Raw genomic sequence first — 20,376 nt, forward strand, 5'->3', positions numbered from 1 at the left:
ACCGGACGGCACTGCAAGACGAGGAAAGACCGATGCACGCAACCCTGGAACACATGACCTTGTGGAGCCTGATCAGTGATGCCAGCCTGCTGGTCAAGGCGGTGATGGTGACCCTGCTGCTGGCGTCGTTGCTCAGTTGGTATCTGATCATCCAGCGCAGCCTTGCGTTGCGTCATTACGAGCGCACGCTGGACCGTTTTCAGCAGCGTTTTCGAAGTGAGGGCGATCTGACGCCGCTGTATGCCGAGCCGGATCAGGACGATGGGGTCGGCCAGGTATTTCGCGCCGGTTACGCCGAGTACGTTCAGCTCAAGCAGCGTCCCGGTGCCGAACCGGAGGCCGTGTTGTCGGGTGTCGAGCGTTCTTTGCAGGTGGCGATCAGCGAGCAGGAATTGCAATTGGAAAAAGGCCTGCAATTTCTTGCCACGGTCGGCTCGGTCAGCCCTTACATCGGCCTGTTCGGCACGGTCTGGGGGATCATGAATGCCTTCATCGGGCTGTCGCAGGTGCAACAGGCGACGTTGTCCACTGTCGCGCCAGGCATCGCTGAAGCGTTGATCGCCACGGCCATCGGCCTGTTTGCGGCAATTCCTGCGGTCATCGCCTACAACCGCTTTGCCGCGCGCGGCCATACGCTGTCAGCGCGTTACTACAGCTTTGGCAACGAATTGCAGGTGCGTCTGAACCGCATCCTGCAGGCCACACCACGCACGATCGCCGCAGCGGCCTGAGGACTTGCCATGCTGGTCAAACCGCAACGCAAACACGGCCCGAAAGCCGAAATGAACGTGGTGCCCTATATCGACGTGATGTTGGTGCTGCTGGTGATCTTTATGGTCACGGCACCGATGCTCACCCAAGGTGTGAAGATCGAGCTGCCCAAAGTCGCCAGCGAGGCGCTTGCCAGTGATACCCAACAGCGCATCGTGACCCTGTCGGTCAAGGCTAAAGGCGGCTATTACTGGAACCTGGGCGACACCGTCGACACCCATGCGCAGACCGACACAGCCGCGAGCCTTGAGGACATGCAGAGCCGCATCGCACAACTGGTGACCGAGCGTCCGGATACTCAGGTGTTCATTCGCGCCGATGACAAGGCCGATTACGGGCGTGTGGTTGCGGCAATGGCGGCCTTGCAGCACAGCGGCGTTACACAGTTGGGACTGGTGACCGAGGCCCCGCAATGACCGCTATGGCGCTTCAGCATCCGGGCACCCGAATCGGTGTGTTGAACGGGCCTCGGTGGCGCAGTCATGGGCTGGCAGTGGCCGCTGCGCTGGGTGTGCATGCCATTGTGCTGGCGGCGCTGATGCAAGGGTGGGTCGCCGAGCGGAAGCTGCCAGAGCCTGTGAAAACCATGACCACGCAGTTGTTGATTCTGCCGCCTGCACCGGTACCCGTCGCGCCATCACCGGAGCCGGTCGTCGAACCTGTTCAGGTGGCTGCACCGGTTGCCACGCCCGAACCGATCTCGAAACCCGTTGAAGTGCCCGCACCGCAGCCGGACACGCACCGACAGGCGCGGCAGATCGAACAGGCGGCACTGGCACGCAAGCGCGTCGAGGAGCAGAAACACGACCTCGAAGAGCGCCGTCACGAGCAGCAGCAGAAGAAGGTGATCGAGCAGCAGCAACGGGTCGAGCAGCAGAAGCTGCAGGACCAGCAGCGCCTTGCCGAGCAGCAGCGTCAGCAAGCCGAACAAGCCAGGCAGTCCGCCGACCGCGCCCGCCCGTCGCAACAGTCCGCCGCTGCCGACAGCAGTCAGTATCAGCCCTTGAGCAAGGAGGCACCGGATTATCCCGAGCGTGCGCTGGACAAAGGCATCGAAGGCGACTGCACCGTAATTTATGACGTCTCGCCCCAAGGTCGTGTCGTCAACCCGCAGGTGCAGGGCGCTTGTCACCCATTGTTCATGCGTCCGTCAGTGGCAGCCGCCGAGACGTTTCGCTATCAGCCACGCATCGTCGACGGCAAACCGGTGACGGTGTCCGGGGTGAAAAACACGTTTCATTATCGGATCAAATAGCGGGGGAAGGCGCGGATGCGACCCTGTTGCTGACACCACGTCGAACGCATCGCCGGCAAGCCGCCTCCCACCGTTGTTTGTTCGCCGCCGGGCAGCGATACGGCAAACAATCCCAGACGCTGAATAGACGCGATTTTTTGTGAGAGGCACCATCTTGTCTTCGACGTAGCGCTGTTGCGCAGCAAACTTGGTGGGAGCGGACTTGTCCGCGAAAAAGCCTGTACGTCCGATGGATGTTTATCGACTGAAATACGGTATTCGCGGACAAGTCCGCTCCCACCAAATCGCGTTTATTCAGCGGCTTACAGGTCGTTCGATAAGAAAGGGCTTGCCCGCGATGAGGGCAACGCGGTGTGTCAGGACAATCACATTGCTGGCAAGCCGACTGCCGCAGTCCGATGTTCGCAGCGAGACAGCACAGGTTACAGATTAGCTGTCAGCATGAGCCCAGAGTGTTTCGCGTGTTCACGAAACACTCCGGACTGACTCCTGGATCAACTCACCTTGAAACGCCTGACCAGCGCAATCAATCGCGTGTTGGACTCTGCCAGTGCCGCGGTGCTGCGTTCGTTGCTGGAGCCACCTTCGACCAGTTCTTCCACGATGTGCTTGACCGCGATGATGTTGCGGCTGATTTCTTCGGACACTGCGCTCTGCTCTTCGGCGGCCGTCGCGATCTGAGTGCTCAGGTCGTTGATGCGCAGTACCGAGCTGGTCATGTCGTCCAGCCCGGCGGTGACGGCGGTGGTCTTGCCTGCTGTGGCCTGACAGCTCTGGCGGGTTTTTTCCATCGCGGCGACGGCAGCGCTGACACCTTGTTGCAGGCTGTTCAGCATTTCGTTGATTTCCGAGGTGCTGGCCTGGGTGCGGGCCGCGAGGGCGCGTACTTCGTCGGCCACGACGGCGAAACCACGGCCCTGTTCGCCCGCACGTGCGGCTTCGATCGCTGCGTTCAGTGCCAGCAGGTTGGTCTGTCCGGCGATTTCGCCGATCACGGCCAGCACTGCGTTGATGCGCTTGGCGTCCTGCTCCATCGACTGCACTTTGCTGGTAGCCGAATCCACTTCGCTGATCAGCGCATTCACGCTGTCCGACGCGTCGGACACCACCGTCTTGGACACTTGCGCGTTTTCGTTGGCGGACTGGGTGAAGCTGGCGGTCTGCGCGGCGCTGCGTGCGACTTCATCAGCCGTGGAGGACATCTCGGTGATCGCCGTCACCGCCTGATCGGTTTCGTTGGCGTGGCGCACCAGAATGGCGTTGGTCGTGCCTGCCTGACTGCGCAGTTGCTCGATGCCGATGGCGATGTCGCCGGTGGTCGTGCTGACCTCGACCATCATGCGTTGCAGGTAAGCAACGAAGCGGTTGACGGACTCGCCGACCTGATCGACTTCATCCTGGCCTTTTACCGCAATGCGGCGGGTCAGGTCAGCGTCACCGGCCGACAGCGTATCGATATTGGTCTTGAGTACTGCGAGGCGCTTCATCAGCGCACCCAGGGCAACGATCATCAGCACCAGCAGCACAAGCACCATCGGAATCTGCAGCCAGGCCAGGGCCTTGAGCACCGTTTCGCTCTGGGTTTTCAGCAGCGCGGTGTTCTGCGAGACGGCCAGCAGCCAGGGCGTGCCGACGACCGGCATGAGGAACAGGGTCGATTCTTCGCCATCGCTGTTCTCGTAGGTCAGGCGGGTGGTGCCGCCGCTCTTGAGGGCGAGCGCCGACTTGATGCCGTTGATGAACGGCGACTGACCTGCGAGTTCGGAGATGTTACGCAGCACGATTTTGTCGTTGCTGCCCGGCACGTTGGAGAGGATCTTGCCATCGGCTTCGATGATCATGATCCGGCCGTTGACTTCACGCTCCTTGGCTTCGACCAACTGGTTGAAGAAGCCCAGCGTCACGTCGATGGTCGACACGCCCCACGGCTTGCCATCCTTGGTGATGGCCATCGCGCAGTTGGTGCGTGGCTCGGGGCTGGCCGCGTCCTGATAGGCCGGTGCCCAGGCGCACTGACCGGCCGGGGAATTCAAGCCACCCTTGTGCCAGCCCTGCTCGAAATAATTGAGCGATTCAGGCGAGTTCCAGTGGGTATTGACGATCAGTTTGCCGGACGCATCGCGGTGGTAGAAGGTGCTGTGTTTGGCGCGGCCGGGCGTGCGTACCTCGGGCAACGGCCAGATACCGCCGCCAAATACCTTGGCCTCGCCATACTGGTTGACCATGAAGGGCAGCAGCCGGTCGATGTCGTCGCTGGACAACTGCGGCACGATCTCGGTGATGACCCTCGCCTGTGCCTGAACACGGGCCAGCTCGGTCTTGATTTCGTTGCTGATATCCGCTGCCTTGACGGTCAGCATGTTTTCATCGTTGGCGGTCAGTTGGGGTGTCACGAACTGGCCGATGCCATACACCGTGAGCATGATGACCAGCGCCATGAAGCCTATGAATGTAGCGGTGTAGCGTGCCTGAACGGTCTTGAGCGTGGCCATTATTGTTATACCTGCGCGAGAGGAAAGCTGTGTTGCCGAGGTGTCGGCATCGCGAGGTATTTCTTGATAGGGCGAAAGCGCCACATTCTGGTCGTGTGACGATGGCTTTTAACAGGGGTTGGCCGGTTGCCGACGACGGCGTTATCGTGTCAGCACTCGCAGTCAAGACGTCCAGCTTTCCTCATGAACACCTTGGATGTGCGTCATCGCCTGCGGGTTACAAGTGTCAACCCCTTTTCGATCACGTCAGAAGGCGCACGCCGCCTGAGCGGTGCGCGCCAGGTAGACCGGTCAAAAAATGTAGTCCGTCGTCAGGAAGCTCGACTCCCGGTTGCGAATGATGTCGCTGACCAGTTGCTTGTTGCTCTCCTGAAACTTCGTTGCGACCAGCGTGCGGATGGAGAATACGCGTAAGGCGTCGTGAACCGACAGGGTGCCCTCGGCCGAGTTCTTGCGCCCATTGAACGGGTATTTGTCCGGGCCGCGCTGGCATTGGGCGTTGAGGTTGATTCGGCCGACCTGATTGGCGAACGCATCCACCAACCGCCCAACCTGCGCCGAGTCGTTTCCGAAAATGCTCAATTGCTGGCCGAAGTCCGAATCCAGTACGTAATTGATCACGCTGTTCAGGTCACGGTAAGAGACGACGGGGACCACCGGACCGAATTGTTCTTCGTGATAAACGCGCATTTCGGGTGTGACGGGGTACAGCAGAGCAGGGTAGAAGAACGACTCGCTGACCAGCGCGCCATTGTTATTGATGATCTTTGCACCTTTGCCGAGCGCGTCGGCCACCAGCCCTTGCAGGTAATCCGTCTTGCCGGGCTCGGGCAGGGGCGTCAGTGCCACGCCATCTTCCCAAGGCATGCCGGGCTTGAGCCGGGCCAGCTTCTGCTCGAATTTCTCCAGGAAGCTGTCCACCACATCCTCATGCACGAAGAAGATTTTCAAGGCCGTGCAGCGCTGGCCATTGAAGGACAGCGAGCCGGTAACCGCTTCGCTGACCGCGTTATCCAGGTCCACATCAGGCAGGACGATGCCTGGATTCTTGGCGTCCAGGCCCAACGCGGCGCGCAAGCGGTGAGGGCGCGGGTGCAGTCTTTTCAGTTCGCTGGCGGCTCTGTTGGTGCCGATGAATGCGAACACATCGATCATGCCGCTGGCCATCAATGCGCTCACCGTATCGCGACCGCTGCCGTAGATCACATTGATGACCCCGGCCGGAAAGCTGTCCCGGAAGGCCTCCAGCAGCGGGCGAATCAGCAGAACGCCGAATTTGGCGGGCTTGAACACCACGGTGTTGCCCATGATCAGCGCTGGAATGAGCGTGGTGAACGTCTCGTTCAGCGGATAGTTGTAAGGCCCCATGCACAACGTAACGCCCAACGGCACCCTGCGGATCTGCCCCAGGGTGTCCTGCTCCAGCTCAAATCGACTGGAACGACGGTCGAGTTCCTTCAGCGCATTGATGGTGTCGACGATGTAGTCGCAGGTGCGATCGAACTCTTTTTCCGAGTCTTTGAGGTTCTTGCCGATCTCCCACATCAGCAGGTTGACCACCGCCGTACGCTGCTCCCGCATGCGCTTGAGAAACGTCTCGACATGCTGAATACGCTCGGCCACCCGCATCGTCGGCCAGCGACCCTGGCCCCTGTCCCAAGCGCTAACGGCGGCGTCGAGTGCGGTCATCGCAGTGGCGGCATCCAGCAAGGGCGTGCTGCCCAGCATCACAGGCTCCAGCCCCATGCTGCTTCTGATACACACCGGGCTGCGCACAGGTGCCAACGGACCATTCCAGGTCAGCAATTGACCGCCAACCAGATAGTCGCGCTGTTCGATGGGCGGCCCCGGGCGGTACTGTTCGGGAATACTGTCCGCAGTGGGGAATAGCGTTTCAAGATGGCTATTCAGGGGCATCGGTTTCACCTCGAAATGGGTTGCGTCAGGGAACGGGCAAATACACTACGCCACCTGATGTGCGGTGATGAACCCGTCTTGCGACGAGTGAGCGGTCTTTCGTCGGACTTGCAGTGAAAATTTTCAGGGCCTGGCTTGACTTCGTTTTGCGAATCAGTAACATAGCGCTCATTCCGCGATAGCTCAGTTGGTAGAGCAAGTGACTGTTAATCACTGGGTCCCTGGTTCGAGTCCAGGTCGTGGAGCCAGACAACGTTTCCAAAAGAGCAAGTCTTTGGAATCACACAAAAAACCCGCCTTGATGGCGGGTTTTTTTGTGCGTGCATGTTTTGTGTCGCTGAAAGACGCAAACGATACCCTTGCTCCACCAACCCGACTAGAATCCCCGCCTCGCTGAGCCTCCACCCGAAAGGCGCAGCCCCAGTCTGTTCAGGGGAGCGTAATGGCTGCAGCCAGCGCGACATTTACCGAAGGTTCCATCGCGCGGCACGTCAGGGTGACGGCCAGCACCAGCGCGTTAAGTCTGTTTGCCGTGTTTCTGGTGGACATCCTCACGCTGGTCTACGTCTCCATGCTGCACGACCCGGTGTTGCTGGCGGCGGTTGGCATCGCCAAGGTGATGATGTTCGTCAACCTGTCGCTGGCCAGCGGTTTCATCATCGCGGCCACGGCGGTGTTGTCCGCGCGTATCGGTCACCGGATGTCGAAGTCGGTGGCGCGGCTCTGCGCCAGCCTGATGCTGATGATCCTAGTGGTTGCAGGTTTTGCAGCGGCGCTTCAGCTAGCCCTGAGTGTGCCGATTACTCACTGGCTTGGCGCCGAGGCGGCTGTCTATGACGCGGCGCGCGGGTTTATCTGGCTGGCGCTGCCCGCGACGGTGTTGCAGGCGGTGATGCAACTGTCGGCGCAGATGCTCAGGACGGTCGGCGATAACCGTCGCGCGCTGGGCGTGGTGCTGTCGGGTGCTGCGACCCTGGCAGTGGCCGATCCTGTGTTCATTTTCGGGCTGGGGCTGGGATTGGAAGGCGCAGGGCTGGCGTTTGCGGTGTCCGGCTGTGTCTCGGCCTGCGTGGGTGTCTATTGGGTGCGTCACCGTATGGGCCTTTCGTTTTCGCGCAATCTCAAGTTGTTGCGCATTCATGCGAGCAGCACCTTCAGGCTTGCGCTGCCGGCGATGGCCGCCAATCTGGCGACGCCGATCGGACTGGCGTATCTGGTCGCCACACTGGCGACATTCGGCACGTCAGCGCTGGCTGCCATGAGCGTGATGGACCGTGTACTGCAATTTTCCTACTGTGCGTTTTTTGCTCTGCCCGGGGCGCTTGCGCCGATACTGGGGCAGAATATCGGCGCGCAGCGTGACGACAGGGTCCGCTCTGCTATCGTGTTTACCCGCAAGCTGGTGGTCGGTTACGGGTTGGCGGTCTGGCTGGTGCTGCTGTTGGGCAGTGCAGCCATCGCCGACCTCTACCAGCTTGAAGGCGAGGCGCGCACGGTCTTTCTGAATTATTGCAGGCTGGGTGGTGGATTATGGGTCATCATCGGTCTGGATTTCGTGGCCATCGCGGTGTTCATGACCATGAACAGATCATGGCTGGTGGCGGTCTTTGCATGGTTGCGTGCGACCGTGGGCACGGTACCGTTCGTGTACGCAGGCGCGCACTGGTTTGGCGGCATTGGCGTGTTGCCATCAATGTTCGCGGGTAACGCCATGATCGCCTTGGTTTCTATCGTCACCGCATCGCTGACCGCCAAGCGGTTTTTCACAAGCAGGGCCCAGGCTGTTAGCGCCGGGAAACAATGAACACTCGGGGTGTTATCAGGTTTTATGTCAGTAGAAGAATCAGGGAACGAATCCGAAGAGGTTGTGCAGCCCAAGCGCCGCCGCGCACCCAAGGGCGACCTGCGCAAAAAGGCGTTGCTGGATGCCGCTACGATCATCTTCGCCCGCAATGGTTATTCGAGCGCTTCGATGCGGGATGTGGCAACGCTGGCGGGTATTACCACGGTCGGGTTGCTGCATCACTTCCCCAACAAGGAAGCCTTGCTGAACGCGCTGCTGGAACGTCGCGATCAGCGCGTGGTGTCCAGGTTTCAGGACTTGATCACTGAGCCTACGCTGGAAGGCTTTGTGAAGTTCATCAAACTGAGCATGAGTTTCAGCATCGAGGATGCCGCCGAGTGTCAGGCAGCATTGCTGATGAACACGGAAAGCCTGTCCCCTGAGCATCCTGCCTGGTCCTGGCACAAGGAGCGGTTTCATCTGACCCACCAGCATGCGCGCGGTCATTTGAACGCGCTGAAGGATGCGGGGGAAATTCGTGCGGACGTCGACGTGCAAGCACTGGCTCAAGAGATTTTCTCGGTAATGGATGGCTTGCAGCTTCAGTGGCTCAGGTGCCCTGAAGAAGTGGACGTGATGGCGGTATTCGATGTTTACGCGCAACGATTGGGAAGGGATATCAAGGCTCGTCCCTGAGCCTTGATGTTTGCATCAGTATCGTTGCGACGCTGACACCTGCACGGCTTTGCGCAGCGGTAACGGCAGCGGGTTGCTGTCGCGGGTGGTCAGTTTTTCCGGAAACAGGGTCGTCAGGGTTCGGTTGAGCGTCAGGTTTTCCGAATCCGCACCGACCAGGATCTTGTACTTGCCTGCGTCAACATCCCAGCTTGCGGTCTTGTCGACGTAGTAGGCCAGCGAGCGCGAATCGATCGGAATGCTGACGGTCTTGCTCTCACCCGGTTGCAGGTACACCTTGGTGAAGCCTTTGAGTTCTTTCTCCGGACGGTCGACGGCGGGTTTCACCGGTTGCATGTACAACTGAGCCACTTCGAAGCCTGCCGTGTCACCGGTGTTGGTCAGGGTGAACTTCACGTCGATGGTAGAGCCCGGCGTCAGCACATGGGTCGACAGCTTCAGGTCGCTGTAACCGAAGGTGGTGTAGGACAGGCCGAACCCGAACGGATAGAGCGGCCTGGTGTGCTTCTTGTCGTAACCGCGATAACCCATGTACAGGCCTTCGCTGTAGGTCATTTCGGTCAGTGCCTTGTCGCCACGGTAAGCGGCCGGATCCGGGTACGACGCGTAGCTCGGGTTATCCTCGATCTTCTTGTCGATGGTGACGGGCAGCTTGCCCGACGGATTGACCTTGCCGAACAGAATCTCGGCCAATGCCTGACCGCCTTGCTGACCCGGGAACCAGGCCTGCAGGGTGGCGCCGACCTTGTTGGCCCAAGGCTGCATGTTGGCGACGCCGCCGCCATGCATCACCACGATGGTGTTGGGGTTGGCCTTGGTCACGTAGCTGACCAGTTCCGCCTGTTGATCAGGCAGATCGAAACCGTGGTCAGAGCCTTCGCCTTCGTTCTCGGACGTGGTGCCCGTGGCGACGACCACAGCGTCGTACTTCGACAGGTCCTTGGGCGGACGCAGCGAGGCCCAGCTCATCTGCACGCCGGTGACACCGCCCAGAGCCGGAATGAAGTTACCCTGCACGCGCTTGTATTCCAGCTTGACGGTGTACGACTTGCCCGCTGTCAGCGCGGCGGTCTTGCCGGACGTGGTCAAGGCATTGACCACGTCGGACGAGTACGGAACGCCGTCGCTTGCCACAATCAGTTCATCGTTGACCCAGAGCGTGTAAGGACCATCCGCACGCACTTTGAACACTTGAGGGCCGGACACCGTTGGCTTGATGACCGATGTGAAGCGCGCCGAGAACGAGCCGGGTGAGGGGCTGAAGCCGGAAACCGCCGTGCTGCCAGCGTCGGTGACGTTGGTGCCGGTGGTCCAGTTCAGGTTCACGCCGGGCTCGACTCGGGTCACGGCCGGCTCACCGGAGAAGCTGGTGTTGGAAAAGTATTCGGCCTTGACGCCCGAATTATTGATGCCGTTGTTGCCCGTTGCAGGCTGATACCAGGCCGAACTGGCCGGATTCAGGCTCAATTCCGACAGGTAAGTCACGTTCGTGCTGCTGGACGCCAGTTGTTGCAAGCCGCTCAGCTCGGTCACGTAGCTGTTGGGCGGCGAGTTGGCGGTGCCGAACGGCGACGCAGGCACGTCGTGAGCCCAGTTGCCGATGACGGCGATCTTGGCCGTGCGCGCCAGCGGCAGCAGCGGTTTGCCCGCAGCGGTGTTTTCGTTGCGCAGCAATACGATGGATTCACGCGCCGTATTCAGCGCTGCACGCATGCCGTATTCGGGGTGGTCCAGGGTCTTGGCGGTGTTGAGGTTTTCCTGGAAGTCGTAGCTGACAATCGCACGCAGGTTGCGTTTGACCTTGTCATCGATGACGTTCTGGGTGAGTTGCCCGCTCCACAGGTAAGGCAGCAGGTTGGCTTCGGTGAATTGCAGGCCGGATGGCATGTCGATATCGGTGCCGGCCCACGCGCCCTTGAAGGCATCATGAATGGCGTTGAAGTCGCTGATCACGGTGCCTTGGTAACCCCATTCACCCTTGAGCACTTCGGTGATCAGGTGATGGTTTTCACACGCGTAATCGCCGTTGACCTTGTTGAAGCCACACATGATCGACGCGACGTTGGCATTCTTGACCATCGATTCGAAGCCCGGCAGGTACAGCTCGCGCAGGGTACGTTCGTCAGCGATGACGTTGACGGCCTGACGGTTGGCTTCCTGTTCGTTGGCCAGGTAATGCTTGCCGCTGGCCTGAATGCCTTGCACCTGAATACCGTTGACGATGGCAGGTGCCAGCACGGCGCCGAGGAACGGATCTTCACCGCTCACGTACTCGGCAGACCGGCCGTTGTAGGGCGTGCGATAAAGATTCACGCCGGGCGAGAGCATCTGCTGACCGCCGGAAATACGGGTTTCGTAGGCGATCGCCAGGCCGAATTCCTTGGCGCGGTTGATGCTCCAAGTGGCAGCCAGTGCAGACTGCGATGGGTATTGCGCGCCGAACGTGGCGTTGTTGACGTGTACGCCCATCGAGGAGTCATAGGCGACCGTACCCTTGATGCCCCATTTGAGCAGGGAAGGGATCATGTGCCCGTCGTTCACGCGGGTGAAATTGATCTTTTCCGACGTGTTCATGTTGTCGAGGATTGAGCTGACACGCGCCTCGACTTCGTTGCCGGTGGCGGGCGTGACAGCGGCCAGCGCAAGGTTGGCCTGCATGATGCCGAAGGTCAGCAGGCTGAGGCCCAGTGTCTGTTTGAACGCTGACAAGGCAAATGTCCTCTTGGCGCAGAGCGGCGGCTGGAAATCGGAAGGGGTCATGGGCGTTGTTCCTGTGCGGTACGCGGCGCGTCATCAGTGATCACGGGCTCATCAAGCAAGGACGAGGCGCCTTTTTGTGCGGGTGTGGTGATTTTGTCAGCCCCGGAAATCTGGTCGCGCCTGGACTCGACCTGCAGTTTTATCTGCGCATCGGAAGTGCCGTTATTGGCAGCAGACGTGGAGTCCGCCGCCAGCGCGGACATACTTTGCGCGCACAGAAGTACAGCGCCAAAAACAGGCAGCATGAATCGGGTCATCAATGGCATCTCGATGGAAAGTTATCTGAAATATTCAACAGGCTATGGCAGCGGTAGTTCTACTTGCCCGACAGTCAGTCCAGAAAGAGCAATAGAAGTTCAGCGGTTTATAAAATATTCCTTGTTTGGATTTTATAAAATGCTATCAAAATGCCATGTGTGCAATTTTTTTCGATCCGAGGGTTTTTCGGCAGAGCAGAAAAGGAATAACGGCTCAATTAATGGTTATTTATGCCAATAAATATGTATTTATACGTAGATATTAGGTAATAAATGCTAATTATTGGCTATTAATAACCTTTTTGTTAAACCTAACTGTGGTTAGGTTTAATGCTCTGGTACCATGTGTGCCCTAGCGAAACCCACGAATGAATGAACATGGCGCTCAGGTTTTTAAACGCGCCTAGAAACCGGGTTAATGATCAAATAGCAGGTGGGATCGTTGCCATCTCGAAAAATACAGACGGCGTTAATCTGTGTGTCTGGCAGTTGCCTGATGGGACTGTTCATTAGGTTTAAAAGTGTATGGCAGGTAGTTAATTGAGGGCCTGATAATTAAAAGGCTTTTATCGCTTGCTGGCGAACATTTTCCTTTACTTGAAAATAGATGTGCCCAACATGATCTCAGAGAATGTCAGCCTCGCGTCCGATCGGATCGATGTGGCGATATTGAGCGTCGTCAGGCGCTTCAGCTCTGATCGTTCGCGACGGCTCACCTTCGGCCAGATTTACATGGAAGTGTTGAAACGCTCTGCGCACGTTTTTCCCATCATCGAGTGTGTGAACGCCGTGGATGTCCTTGTGAGGGAAGGGCTGCTGATCTCGGAAAGGACACTGGACGTTGATCAGTCTTTTCCTTACACCCAGCACATCATCAGCGGCCTGACAGAGGTCGGAGCGGCCTCGCTCTCGGTTCCTGGCTCCGACAGCGAGCCTGTTCAATCCGGCTCACTGGTCTGACTCAGCCGTAGCAGGCTGATTTCCCGCATCCGGAATTTCTGCACCTTGCCGGTCACGGTCATGGGAAAGTCGTCGACGAACAAAAAATGCCTGGGCACCTTGAAATGCGCGACGCGTGCGCGAAAGAAATCTCGCAGCGTTGCCTCATCACAACCGCGACCGGTGTGCAGCCTCACCCAAGCCACCAGTTCCTCGCCATAGCGCTCGCAGGGAATCCCCACGACGTAGGCTTCGGCGATGTCGGCATGGTGCAGCAACAGCTCTTCGATCTCGCGCGGATAGATGTTCTCGCCGCCACGGATAATCATGTCTTTGCTCCGGCCCACGATGGTCACGTAGCCGTCGACGTCCATGCGCACCAGATCCCCGGTATGCATCCAGCCCTCGGCATCGATGTCTCTCGCGGTGGCGTCCGGGTCTTGCCAGTAACCCAGCATCACGCTGTAACCTCGCGTGCAAAGCTCGCCCACCTGATCGCGCTCTACGGTATTGCCGTCGGCATCGATGACCTTGTGTTCCAGATGTGGCTGGGTGCGACCGACGCTGGTCACGCGTAATTCCAAGGGGTCGTCATTGGACGTTTGCAAGGAAACCGGGCTGGTTTCAGTCATGCCGTACGCGATCTGGACGCCGCTCATGTGCATCTGGTCGATGACCTGACGCATGACTTCGATGGGGCAGATGCTGCCCGCCATGATCCCGCCCTTGAGGCTCGACAGGTCCAGCGATGTGCGCTCGGGAAGGTCGAGTTCCTTGATGAACATGGTCGGCACGCCGTAGAGGTACGTCGCTCGCTCACGGGTAACGGCTTCAAGTGTCGCCAGAGGCTCGAACGAGGGCGCGGGATAAATCATCGTCGCGCCATGCGTCAGGCAGGCGAGGTTGCCCATGACCATGCCGAAACAGTGGTAGAGCGGCACGGGAATGACGAGACGGTCTGCCGACGTCAGGCCAAGGTTATGCCCGACCAAATAGCCGTTGTTGAGGATATTGCGATGGCTGAGGGTGGCACCTTTTGGAAAGCCCGTGGTGCCGGAGGTGTACTGAATATTGATCGGGTCATCCACATGCAGGCTGGCGGCGCGTTGTTCAAGGGCGTCTTGGCTCGTAGGCTCGGCAATCGATCGCAGCGTGCGCCACGCCAGCATGCCGGAAGGTGGACGGTCGGCCAGGCTGATGACACCACGCAGGCTTGGCAGCGCTTCGTTTGTCCAGTCCCCGGCGGATGAGGTCAGCAACTCGGGGATGACCTGCCCGAGCATGGCGTGATAGTCCGAGTCCTTGTAACGGTCTGCGGTCACCAGCCACGCACAACCTGAACGTTGCAGCGCGTAGGTGAGCTCCGACGTGCGATAGGCCGGATTGATGTTGACCAGCACCGCGCCCATCTTCGCGCTGGCCAATTGCGTGATACACCACTCGGCGCAATTGGGTGCCCAGATGCCGATTCGCTGACCCTTTTCAATGCCCAGTGCCATCAGCGCACGTGCCAGGGTATCGACCTCCTGCGCCAGATCACGCCAGCTGTAGCGCAGGTGTTGAAAGGGCACGACCAACGCATCCTGCTCCGGCCAGCGCGTAGCGGCCTCGGACAGGGCAGTACCAATGGTGTGTTCAAGCAGGGGCGGGTGCTGCAATCCGGCGCAATAGCTCAGCATGTCGCATCCTCAGTGTTTTTATTGTCGAGATGTGATGACTGCGAGTGAGGGTTGCCGCTTACGTTAACGTCACGCTGCGGTACTGTCCAGTTTCTGGTGGCGGCGATGCCGCACTTGCTTAGTGACAACCGTATTGGCCAGCCGATTATCCGCAGGTCGGTTTACGGATTGCCCGCTCCACTGCCATGAATGCCTGTTCCGATGCGCTGGCTTGAGGTAGGTTCTAAACCCTCTTCAACCCATTCAAGGACGGACCTCGCATGCGCTCATTTCCTCACTCGCCATTGGCCCTTCGTATCGGCCTCATGTTTGCACTGGCCACCCTGACGCCGATGGCTAGCGCCGAACCCCACCCGAAGATCCAGGCCGATGCCGAGCAGTATCAGGACGAGGCCCTGAAGTTGCTCGAACGTCTGGTGAACATCGATTCCGGCTCGGGCGACACCCAGGGCCTTGCTCGGGTCAGTGACATTGCCATCGAGGAATTGAAGAAACTGGGTGCCACCGTCGAGCTTGTGCCCAATACACCGGAGGCCAGCCACCACGTTGTGGCGACGCTCAAGGGCACGGGCACCAGGAAGATCCTGCTGATGGCGCACATGGACACGGTGTTCAAGGAAGGCACGGCCGCCGAGCGTCCGTTCCGCATCAAGGACGGCCGTGCCTATGGCCCCGGGGTGATGGACGACAAGGGCGGCATCGTCGCCGCCATCTATGCGCTCAAGGTGCTGCAGAACCTCAATTTCAAGGACTACGCGTACATCACCGTGCTGCTCGACGCCAGTGAAGAGACCGGTTCGACTGTCGGCACCGAGTTGATCAAGAAGACCGCCAAAGCGCATGACGTGACCCTCAATCTGGAGCCCGGTCGTCCGGCCGATGGTTTGGTGGTGTGGCGCAAGGGTGTTGCTTCGGCATTGGTTGAAGTCAAAGGCAAGGCGTCCCACGCAGGCGTTGCGCCAGAGCTGGGTCGCAACGCAGCCAGCGAGGTGGCCCACCAGATTCTGCAACTGGGCAAGCTGGGTGACGAAGAGAAGAAAACCACCATCAACTTCACCGTGCTCAAAGCGGGCGACCGTACCAACGTGATACCCGATCAGGCCAGTGCCAAGGCCGATGTGCGTGCGGTGCTGCCGGAAGAATTCGACCGGATCGAGCGGGACATGGCCAAGGTGTCCGCCAATAAGCTGATTCCCGAGACCGAGGTCAAGACCAGCCTGGTGCGTGGCTTGCCACCGATGCCGCAAACGCCCGAGTCCGACGCACTGGTGGCCATCGCGCAGGGCATTTACGCTGAACTGGGACGCACGTTGACCATTGAAGGCAGCGGCGGGGCGGCGGATTCCAGTCTGTCAGCCAGCGTAGGTACACCGACGCTGGATGGCTTCGGGATTGTCGGTGGCAATATCCATACGCCCGAGGAATACGCCGAAGTGGCCAGCGTTGCGCCGCGTATCTATCTGCTGTCGCGGATGATCATGAAGGTCGCTGGCGCCCAGTAGTCGGATGAGGTTCAGACCGGAATCAGCAGGCGGATCATTGAGCCGCCGTCCGGCCTGTTCTGCGCACTGATGGTTGCGTTGTGCTCAACGCAGATCGCTCGGGCGATGGACAAGCCGAGCCCGCTGCCGCCTGAGTAACGGGCCCTTGAACGTTCGGCACGCCAGAAACGGTCGAACACCTGTTCAAGGTTGTCGCTTCCGAACCCCGGGCCTTTGTCGGCAAACGTCAGTTGCACATGCGTGCGGGTGGCTTCAGCGATGATGCGCAGTTCACGGCCCTGTGACGCGTAGCGCAGCACATTGTCGACCAGAATGTTGACGACCTGGCCCAGCCGGTCCCGATCGGCTGTCAGGTGCAGGTCGGCCGGCATGTCGAGCAGAACCTGCATCCCTGCGTCTTGCAGTTGGGCCGCGAACCAGTCCAGGCGCTCGGTGATCAGTCTTTCCAGTGGAAAAGCAGTCTTGCTCAGGACCAGTTGCCCTGCGCTGGCCAATGACAGCAAGTGCAGGTCATTGACCAGATTGTTCAGTTGGTTGAGCTGTCGACTGACCATTTCCAACTGGGCAAGGTCTCGCGGAAACACCTCGTCAATCATGCCCTGCACACGGCCCATCGCCGCGTTCAGCGGCGTGCGCAGTTCGTGGGCGATCATGGCGCTGGACTCGCTGACGTCCAGTTCGTAACGCTCCAGCTGAGTGGTCATGATGTTGAAGTCGCTGACCAGCGACTGGAGTTCATCGGGGCCATGATCGCTGGCCGGAAGGCGGGTCTTGAAATCGCCTTGTGCGACCTGGCGCGCACCTTTTGCAATCTCGGAAAACTGGCTCGAGAGGGGCCGCGAGAACATAAACCCGAAGAAGATGATCACCGGAATCGCGACCCCGACCAGGCCTGCGAGCAGCCACCATTCCTGACTGGCAATGCCGGGCAACATGTAATAGGTCGGGTAATACTGCACGAACAGTTCGCGAAGCCTGGCGGTATTCAGGTTAGGTTCTGCCTGCAACTGTTCCAGCTCGGTGCGCACGCTTTCAGGGATGGCGTGCAGTATGTTCCAGTCGGTAACCGCGACATGCAGCCACATGCTGAACGCGATCACGATAACAGCGCCGATGGCCAGCATGCTCATGCGCATCCCGACCCAGTGCCACAGGGGTTTTGGTTTAGAGCCGAATCGACGTTGCATGGGGGTTACCTGAACCGATAGCCGACAGAGCGGACCGTGACCAACACGTTTTCGATACCGTGCACTTCCAGCTTGCGGCGTAGGTTGTGCACATGGGCATCGACCACTCGGGCCAGCGCTTCGCTTTCAGGCAAACAGATCTCCAGCAGTTCGTCACGGGTAAACGCCTTGGATGGGGTGTTGAGCAGCGTCGAGAGAATCTTGAATTCGGTCGGCGTGAGATCCAGCAGGGTGTCTTCATGCTCCGGTTTCTCGATACGAGCGGTTACCGCTTCGAGGTCCACAAGCAGGTTTTGATAGCGCAGGTGGCGTTCGTTGTTGCCTATCGGTTGTGAGCGACGCAGAACGGCGTGGACCCGTGCCACCACTTCCTTGGGGTTGTAAGGCTTGACCACGTAATCGTCTGCACCGTAACGCAGCGCGCCGAGTTTTTCCGGTTCGTCACCCATTGCAGTGACCATGATCACCGGCGTATCGCTGCACCGCCGCACCGCTGACAACACGTCCGTACCGCTCACCAGCGGCAGCATCACGTCCAGCAGTATGAGGTCCGGTTTCCATTGACGATGCATGTCAATGCCACGCTGGCCGTTCTCCGCGAGGCCGACGATGAAGCCGTCGCGAAGCAGGTAGGCCTCCAGAATGCTCGCGCTGTCGGCATCGTCTTCGACAACCAGAATACGTTTTCCTGACACAGAGCCGCCTCTTGATCAAATCTTGATAATTCACGAACCGTTTATTGATAGTCGACATTCAGGATTGTGTTCAGACCCCACTGTCGCGAACAGATCCTATGCCCACTCTCACGCTGCTGTCCAAGCCTATCCGCTTTTACCGGTACTGCACCCTGCGCGGGTGTCTGGGGTGGCTGATGGTGCTGGCCGTCTCGGGTTGTTCGCTGGCTCCGGACTACCAGCGGCCTGCGTTGCCGGTGCCTGCAACGGTGTCCGCAAGCGTTGTTTTCGGCGAGGCGAAACCTTCGCAGGTGGCGCTCACGCCTGACGAAGAACAGCTGACTGCCGAGTTGGACCCGAAGGGCCATTTGCACACGCTGCTGCTTTCAGCGCTGGCGTTCAATCGTGATTTTCGCGTTGCCGGGTTGCGTGTCGAGGAAGCCAGAGCGATGCGGGGTGTGACCGATTCGGATCGCCTACCGACGATTGCCGCAGGCCTGGAACGTGACCGTCAGCACTTCGACAACAAGGCGGCCAACGAGCGTTACGGGCAGGACATTTCGATTGCCTCACTGGGGATTTCCAACTATGAACTGGATTTCTTCGGTCGCCTGCGCAGCCTTTCCGATGCTGCGCGCCATGACTATCTGGCGACCGCTTATGGCCAGCAAGCCGCACGCAGTGCCCTGATCGCCGAAGTGGCACAGGGCTGGCTGGCCGAGCGTATGGCCGCGGCCATGCAGGCCGATGCACAGACGATCAGTGACACACGTTCGATGCTGCAGGGTTTGGCCGAAGGGCAGCAGCGTGCAGGCGCCATTTCACTCGACGACGTTGCCGTGCAACGCCAAGAGGTCCTGACAGCGCGCCAGCAATTGCAGGATGCAATCAGCGATCATTCCCGTGCGTCGCAGGCGTTGCTGTTGCTGACGGGCTATAGCGCACCTTTACCGGCCATGACCCTGGACGCCGCGCCATTGCAGTTGGCCGCAACGCAACTGCCTGCAGGGCTGGCGAATCTGCCGTCCCAACGTTTGCTGGAGCGTTTTGATGTGCGTCAACGCGAAGAAGCGCTGAAGGCCAGCAACGCCAATATCGGTGCCGCTCGTGCAGCGTTTTTTCCTTCCATCACGCTCAGCACCGGGATCGGTGTGCAAAGCGACAGCCTGAGCAGCCTGTTCAGCCACGGCAGCGGTGCCTGGCTGTTCAGCTCTCAGTTGAACTTGCCGTTGTTCGACGGCGGCCGCAATCGCGCCAACCTGGACCTGGCCCAGGTGCGTAAAGAGATTGCCGTGGCCGAATACGAAAAAACCATTCAAGCCGCCTTTCGTGAGATGGCCGATGTGCTGACCCGTCGTCAGCAGGCGCTGGATCATGTGCGTGATGACGTCGAGCGTGTTGCTCTGGTGCAGGAGAAGGTCCGGCGCATGACGTTCGAACTCGCGGCTGGTGGTGCGGATCGACGCGCGCCGCTGACGTCCGCGATCCGTGTCGCCGAAGCCGATGCCACCTTTCGCAAATCGCTCAATGAACTGCAGCAGAACCGTCTGGACATCTACCGCGTACTGCACGGCGCAGAGCCTGTCACTTCTTCCCCCCTGACTCAAACTGGAGTTGCCCCATGAATGTCATGAACCGTCGTATCCCGTCACGCCCTGCGTTTTGCAAGGTCTTGATCGCCTCTGCTGCCGTTGTTCTGGCGTGTCAGGCGCAAGCCGATGACCTTGCGACCAATCAATCACTGCTCGGCGACAAGGTCGACGTCAGCCTGGGACTGGGCTTGGGTGTCGTCCCGCGTTACATGGGCGCGGATGAATATCGCAGTCAGGTGGTGCCGATGTTTACCGTGCAGAGCGGCATTCTGTTCGCCGACAGCCTGCGAGGCTTGGGGCTGCAATACCAGTCGCCGTCGGGTTTCGGTGCCAGTGCCGCGCTCAACTATGACTTCGGCCGCACCGAGAAAAACAGCGGCAGCCGTCCCGGCTCCAACGAACTCAAGGGCATGGGCACTGTTGAGGGGGCCACGGTCGCTGACCTCACACTGTCGCAGCAATTGTTGCCTTGGCTGACAGTCAGTGGTGAAGCCGAACTGCGACTGGCGGGCGAGAAGCGAGGCAATCGCTACCGCTTGGGCTTCGAAGGCATTGCCTACCACAGCCAGTCGGACACGGTGGCCCTGGATATCGACGCACACGCCGGGGATGGTCGCTACAACCAGACCTATTTCGGCGTCAGCCCGATTCAGAGTCAGCGCACCGGGTTCTCCCGATTCACGGCAGACAGCGGCATTTATGCCTACTCGGCAGCGCTCAGTTGGCAACACAGCTTTGACGCCCACTGGTCGACGGTGACCAGTGTGGGGGTCACGCATTACACCGACCAGACCCGTGGCAGCCCGCTGGTCGAGACCGACGCCGAAGCGAGCGGTCTGCTCGCCCTGAACTACGCTTTTTGACGGCGAGAG

General features: G+C 59.5%; 16 protein-coding genes, 1 tRNA gene and 1 pseudogene. 10 read left to right on the forward strand and 8 right to left on the reverse strand.

Translation table 11 applies throughout. From position 1 onward, the window contains the following. The first annotated feature begins 32 nt into the window (after positions 1–32). The 3 genes from tolQ to ALP40_RS05100 are packed head-to-tail and all read left to right on the forward strand — an operon-like array spanning position 33 to position 2,026. Positions 33–731, forward strand: coding sequence for a protein TolQ (gene tolQ / locus ALP40_RS05090; RefSeq protein ID WP_122207178.1), 699 nt, complete (start codon positions 33–35; stop codon positions 729–731). A gap of 9 nt (positions 732–740) precedes the next feature. Further along, positions 741–1,187 (forward strand): protein TolR, encoded by a 447-nt coding sequence (gene tolR / locus ALP40_RS05095; protein ID WP_122207179.1) that lies wholly within the window; start codon positions 741–743, stop codon positions 1,185–1,187. Next, positions 1,184–2,026, forward strand: coding sequence for an energy transducer TonB (locus tag ALP40_RS05100; protein WP_122207180.1), 843 nt, complete (start codon positions 1,184–1,186; stop codon positions 2,024–2,026). Before tolR ends, ALP40_RS05100 begins: the two co-directional genes overlap by 4 nt. Positions 2,027–2,520: 494 nt before the next feature. On the opposite strand, the gene ALP40_RS26045 is transcribed toward ALP40_RS05100, so the two are convergent. The 3 genes and pseudogenes from ALP40_RS26045 to ALP40_RS05115 form a co-directional block, all read right to left on the reverse strand. Next, positions 2,521–3,366 (reverse strand): methyl-accepting chemotaxis protein, encoded by an 846-nt coding sequence (locus ALP40_RS26045; RefSeq protein WP_375139990.1) that lies wholly within the window; start codon positions 3,364–3,366, stop codon positions 2,521–2,523. A 63-nt stretch (positions 3,367–3,429) separates the two neighbouring features. Beyond that, positions 3,430–4,518: pseudogene (locus tag ALP40_RS26050) on the reverse strand (cache domain-containing protein); the annotation flags it as partial. Between the two features lie 291 nt (positions 4,519–4,809). Beyond that, entirely contained in the window at positions 4,810–6,435 is a 1,626-nt protein-coding gene (locus ALP40_RS05115) for an NADP-dependent glyceraldehyde-3-phosphate dehydrogenase (RefSeq protein WP_122207183.1), read from the reverse strand. Between the two features lie 172 nt (positions 6,436–6,607). On the opposite strand from ALP40_RS05115, the gene ALP40_RS05120 reads away from it, so the two are divergent. From ALP40_RS05120 to ALP40_RS05130, 3 genes are all read left to right on the forward strand, one after another. Then, positions 6,608–6,683, forward strand: a tRNA-Asn gene (locus ALP40_RS05120). A gap of 194 nt (positions 6,684–6,877) precedes the next feature. Next, positions 6,878–8,239, forward strand: a complete 1,362-nt coding sequence (locus ALP40_RS05125) for an MATE family efflux transporter (RefSeq protein ID WP_122207184.1) — start codon at positions 6,878–6,880, stop codon at positions 8,237–8,239. Between the two features lie 24 nt (positions 8,240–8,263). Then, positions 8,264–8,914, forward strand: a complete 651-nt coding sequence (locus ALP40_RS05130; protein ID WP_122207185.1) for a TetR/AcrR family transcriptional regulator — start codon at positions 8,264–8,266, stop codon at positions 8,912–8,914. A gap of 15 nt (positions 8,915–8,929) precedes the next feature. Here ALP40_RS05130 and ALP40_RS05135 read toward each other — a convergent pair whose 3' ends face one another. Then, positions 8,930–11,674, reverse strand: a complete 2,745-nt coding sequence (locus tag ALP40_RS05135; protein WP_183135993.1) for a glycoside hydrolase family 3 protein — start codon at positions 11,672–11,674, stop codon at positions 8,930–8,932. Next, positions 11,671–11,919, reverse strand: a complete 249-nt coding sequence (locus ALP40_RS05140) for a hypothetical protein (RefSeq protein ID WP_122207186.1) — start codon at positions 11,917–11,919, stop codon at positions 11,671–11,673. Before ALP40_RS05140 ends, ALP40_RS05135 begins: the two co-directional genes overlap by 4 nt. 630 nt (positions 11,920–12,549) lie before the next feature. Here ALP40_RS05140 and ALP40_RS05145 point away from each other — a divergent pair. Then, complete coding sequence (locus tag ALP40_RS05145) at positions 12,550–12,891, forward strand: hypothetical protein (RefSeq protein WP_122207440.1); 342 nt, start codon at positions 12,550–12,552, stop codon at positions 12,889–12,891. Here the strand turns inward: ALP40_RS05145 and ALP40_RS05150 are convergent. Then, positions 12,870–14,549: an AMP-binding protein gene (locus tag ALP40_RS05150; RefSeq protein ID WP_122207187.1), complete on the reverse strand. Its 1,680-nt coding sequence runs from the start codon at positions 14,547–14,549 to the stop codon at positions 12,870–12,872. The two genes, ALP40_RS05145 and ALP40_RS05150, sit on opposite strands and share 22 nt — an antisense overlap. A 260-nt stretch (positions 14,550–14,809) precedes the next feature. On the opposite strand from ALP40_RS05150, the gene ALP40_RS05155 reads away from it, so the two are divergent. Beyond that, positions 14,810–16,051, forward strand: coding sequence for a M20/M25/M40 family metallo-hydrolase (locus ALP40_RS05155; RefSeq protein WP_122207188.1), 1,242 nt, complete (start codon positions 14,810–14,812; stop codon positions 16,049–16,051). Positions 16,052–16,062: 11 nt separating this feature from the next. Here ALP40_RS05155 and ALP40_RS05160 read toward each other — a convergent pair whose 3' ends face one another. Together ALP40_RS05160 and ALP40_RS05165 are read right to left on the reverse strand one after the other, a co-directional pair. Beyond that, positions 16,063–17,238, reverse strand: coding sequence for a cell wall metabolism sensor histidine kinase WalK (locus ALP40_RS05160; RefSeq protein ID WP_122207189.1), 1,176 nt, complete (start codon positions 17,236–17,238; stop codon positions 16,063–16,065). 5 nt (positions 17,239–17,243) lie between these two features. After that, positions 17,244–17,933: a response regulator gene (locus tag ALP40_RS05165; RefSeq protein WP_122207190.1), complete on the reverse strand. Its 690-nt coding sequence runs from the start codon at positions 17,931–17,933 to the stop codon at positions 17,244–17,246. Between the two features lie 98 nt (positions 17,934–18,031). Here ALP40_RS05165 and ALP40_RS05170 point away from each other — a divergent pair, with 98 nt between their 5' ends. Continuing rightward, positions 18,032–19,537, forward strand: a complete 1,506-nt coding sequence (locus tag ALP40_RS05170; protein ID WP_122207191.1) for an efflux transporter outer membrane subunit — start codon at positions 18,032–18,034, stop codon at positions 19,535–19,537. Beyond that, entirely contained in the window at positions 19,534–20,367 is an 834-nt protein-coding gene (locus ALP40_RS05175; RefSeq protein ID WP_122207192.1) for a MipA/OmpV family protein, read from the forward strand. The genes ALP40_RS05170 and ALP40_RS05175 overlap by 4 nt, the downstream gene beginning before the upstream one ends. Positions 20,368–20,376 lie beyond the last annotated feature (9 nt).

Source organism: Pseudomonas viridiflava (genome assembly GCF_003702045.1).
GTDB lineage: Bacteria > Pseudomonadota > Gammaproteobacteria > Pseudomonadales > Pseudomonadaceae > Aquipseudomonas > Aquipseudomonas viridiflava_C.

Coding starts and splice junctions, on each gene's coding strand:
- tolQ (WP_122207178.1), top strand. CDS start 33: ATGCACGCAACCCTGGAACACATGACCTTGTGGAGCCTGATCAGTGAT.
- tolR (WP_122207179.1), top strand. CDS start 741: ATGCTGGTCAAACCGCAACGCAAACACGGCCCGAAAGCCGAAATGAAC.
- ALP40_RS05100 (WP_122207180.1), top strand. CDS start 1,184: ATGACCGCTATGGCGCTTCAGCATCCGGGCACCCGAATCGGTGTGTTG.
- ALP40_RS26045 (WP_375139990.1), bottom strand. CDS start 3,366: ATGATGGTCGAGGTCAGCACGACCACCGGCGACATCGCCATCGGCATC.
- ALP40_RS05115 (WP_122207183.1), bottom strand. CDS start 6,435: ATGCCCCTGAATAGCCATCTTGAAACGCTATTCCCCACTGCGGACAGT.
- ALP40_RS05125 (WP_122207184.1), top strand. CDS start 6,878: ATGGCTGCAGCCAGCGCGACATTTACCGAAGGTTCCATCGCGCGGCAC.
- ALP40_RS05130 (WP_122207185.1), top strand. CDS start 8,264: ATGTCAGTAGAAGAATCAGGGAACGAATCCGAAGAGGTTGTGCAGCCC.
- ALP40_RS05135 (WP_183135993.1), bottom strand. CDS start 11,674: ATGACCCCTTCCGATTTCCAGCCGCCGCTCTGCGCCAAGAGGACATTT.
- ALP40_RS05140 (WP_122207186.1), bottom strand. CDS start 11,919: ATGCTGCCTGTTTTTGGCGCTGTACTTCTGTGCGCGCAAAGTATGTCC.
- ALP40_RS05145 (WP_122207440.1), top strand. CDS start 12,550: ATGATCTCAGAGAATGTCAGCCTCGCGTCCGATCGGATCGATGTGGCG.
- ALP40_RS05150 (WP_122207187.1), bottom strand. CDS start 14,549: ATGCTGAGCTATTGCGCCGGATTGCAGCACCCGCCCCTGCTTGAACAC.
- ALP40_RS05155 (WP_122207188.1), top strand. CDS start 14,810: ATGCGCTCATTTCCTCACTCGCCATTGGCCCTTCGTATCGGCCTCATG.
- ALP40_RS05160 (WP_122207189.1), bottom strand. CDS start 17,238: ATGCAACGTCGATTCGGCTCTAAACCAAAACCCCTGTGGCACTGGGTC.
- ALP40_RS05170 (WP_122207191.1), top strand. CDS start 18,032: ATGCCCACTCTCACGCTGCTGTCCAAGCCTATCCGCTTTTACCGGTAC.
- ALP40_RS05175 (WP_122207192.1), top strand. CDS start 19,534: ATGAATGTCATGAACCGTCGTATCCCGTCACGCCCTGCGTTTTGCAAG.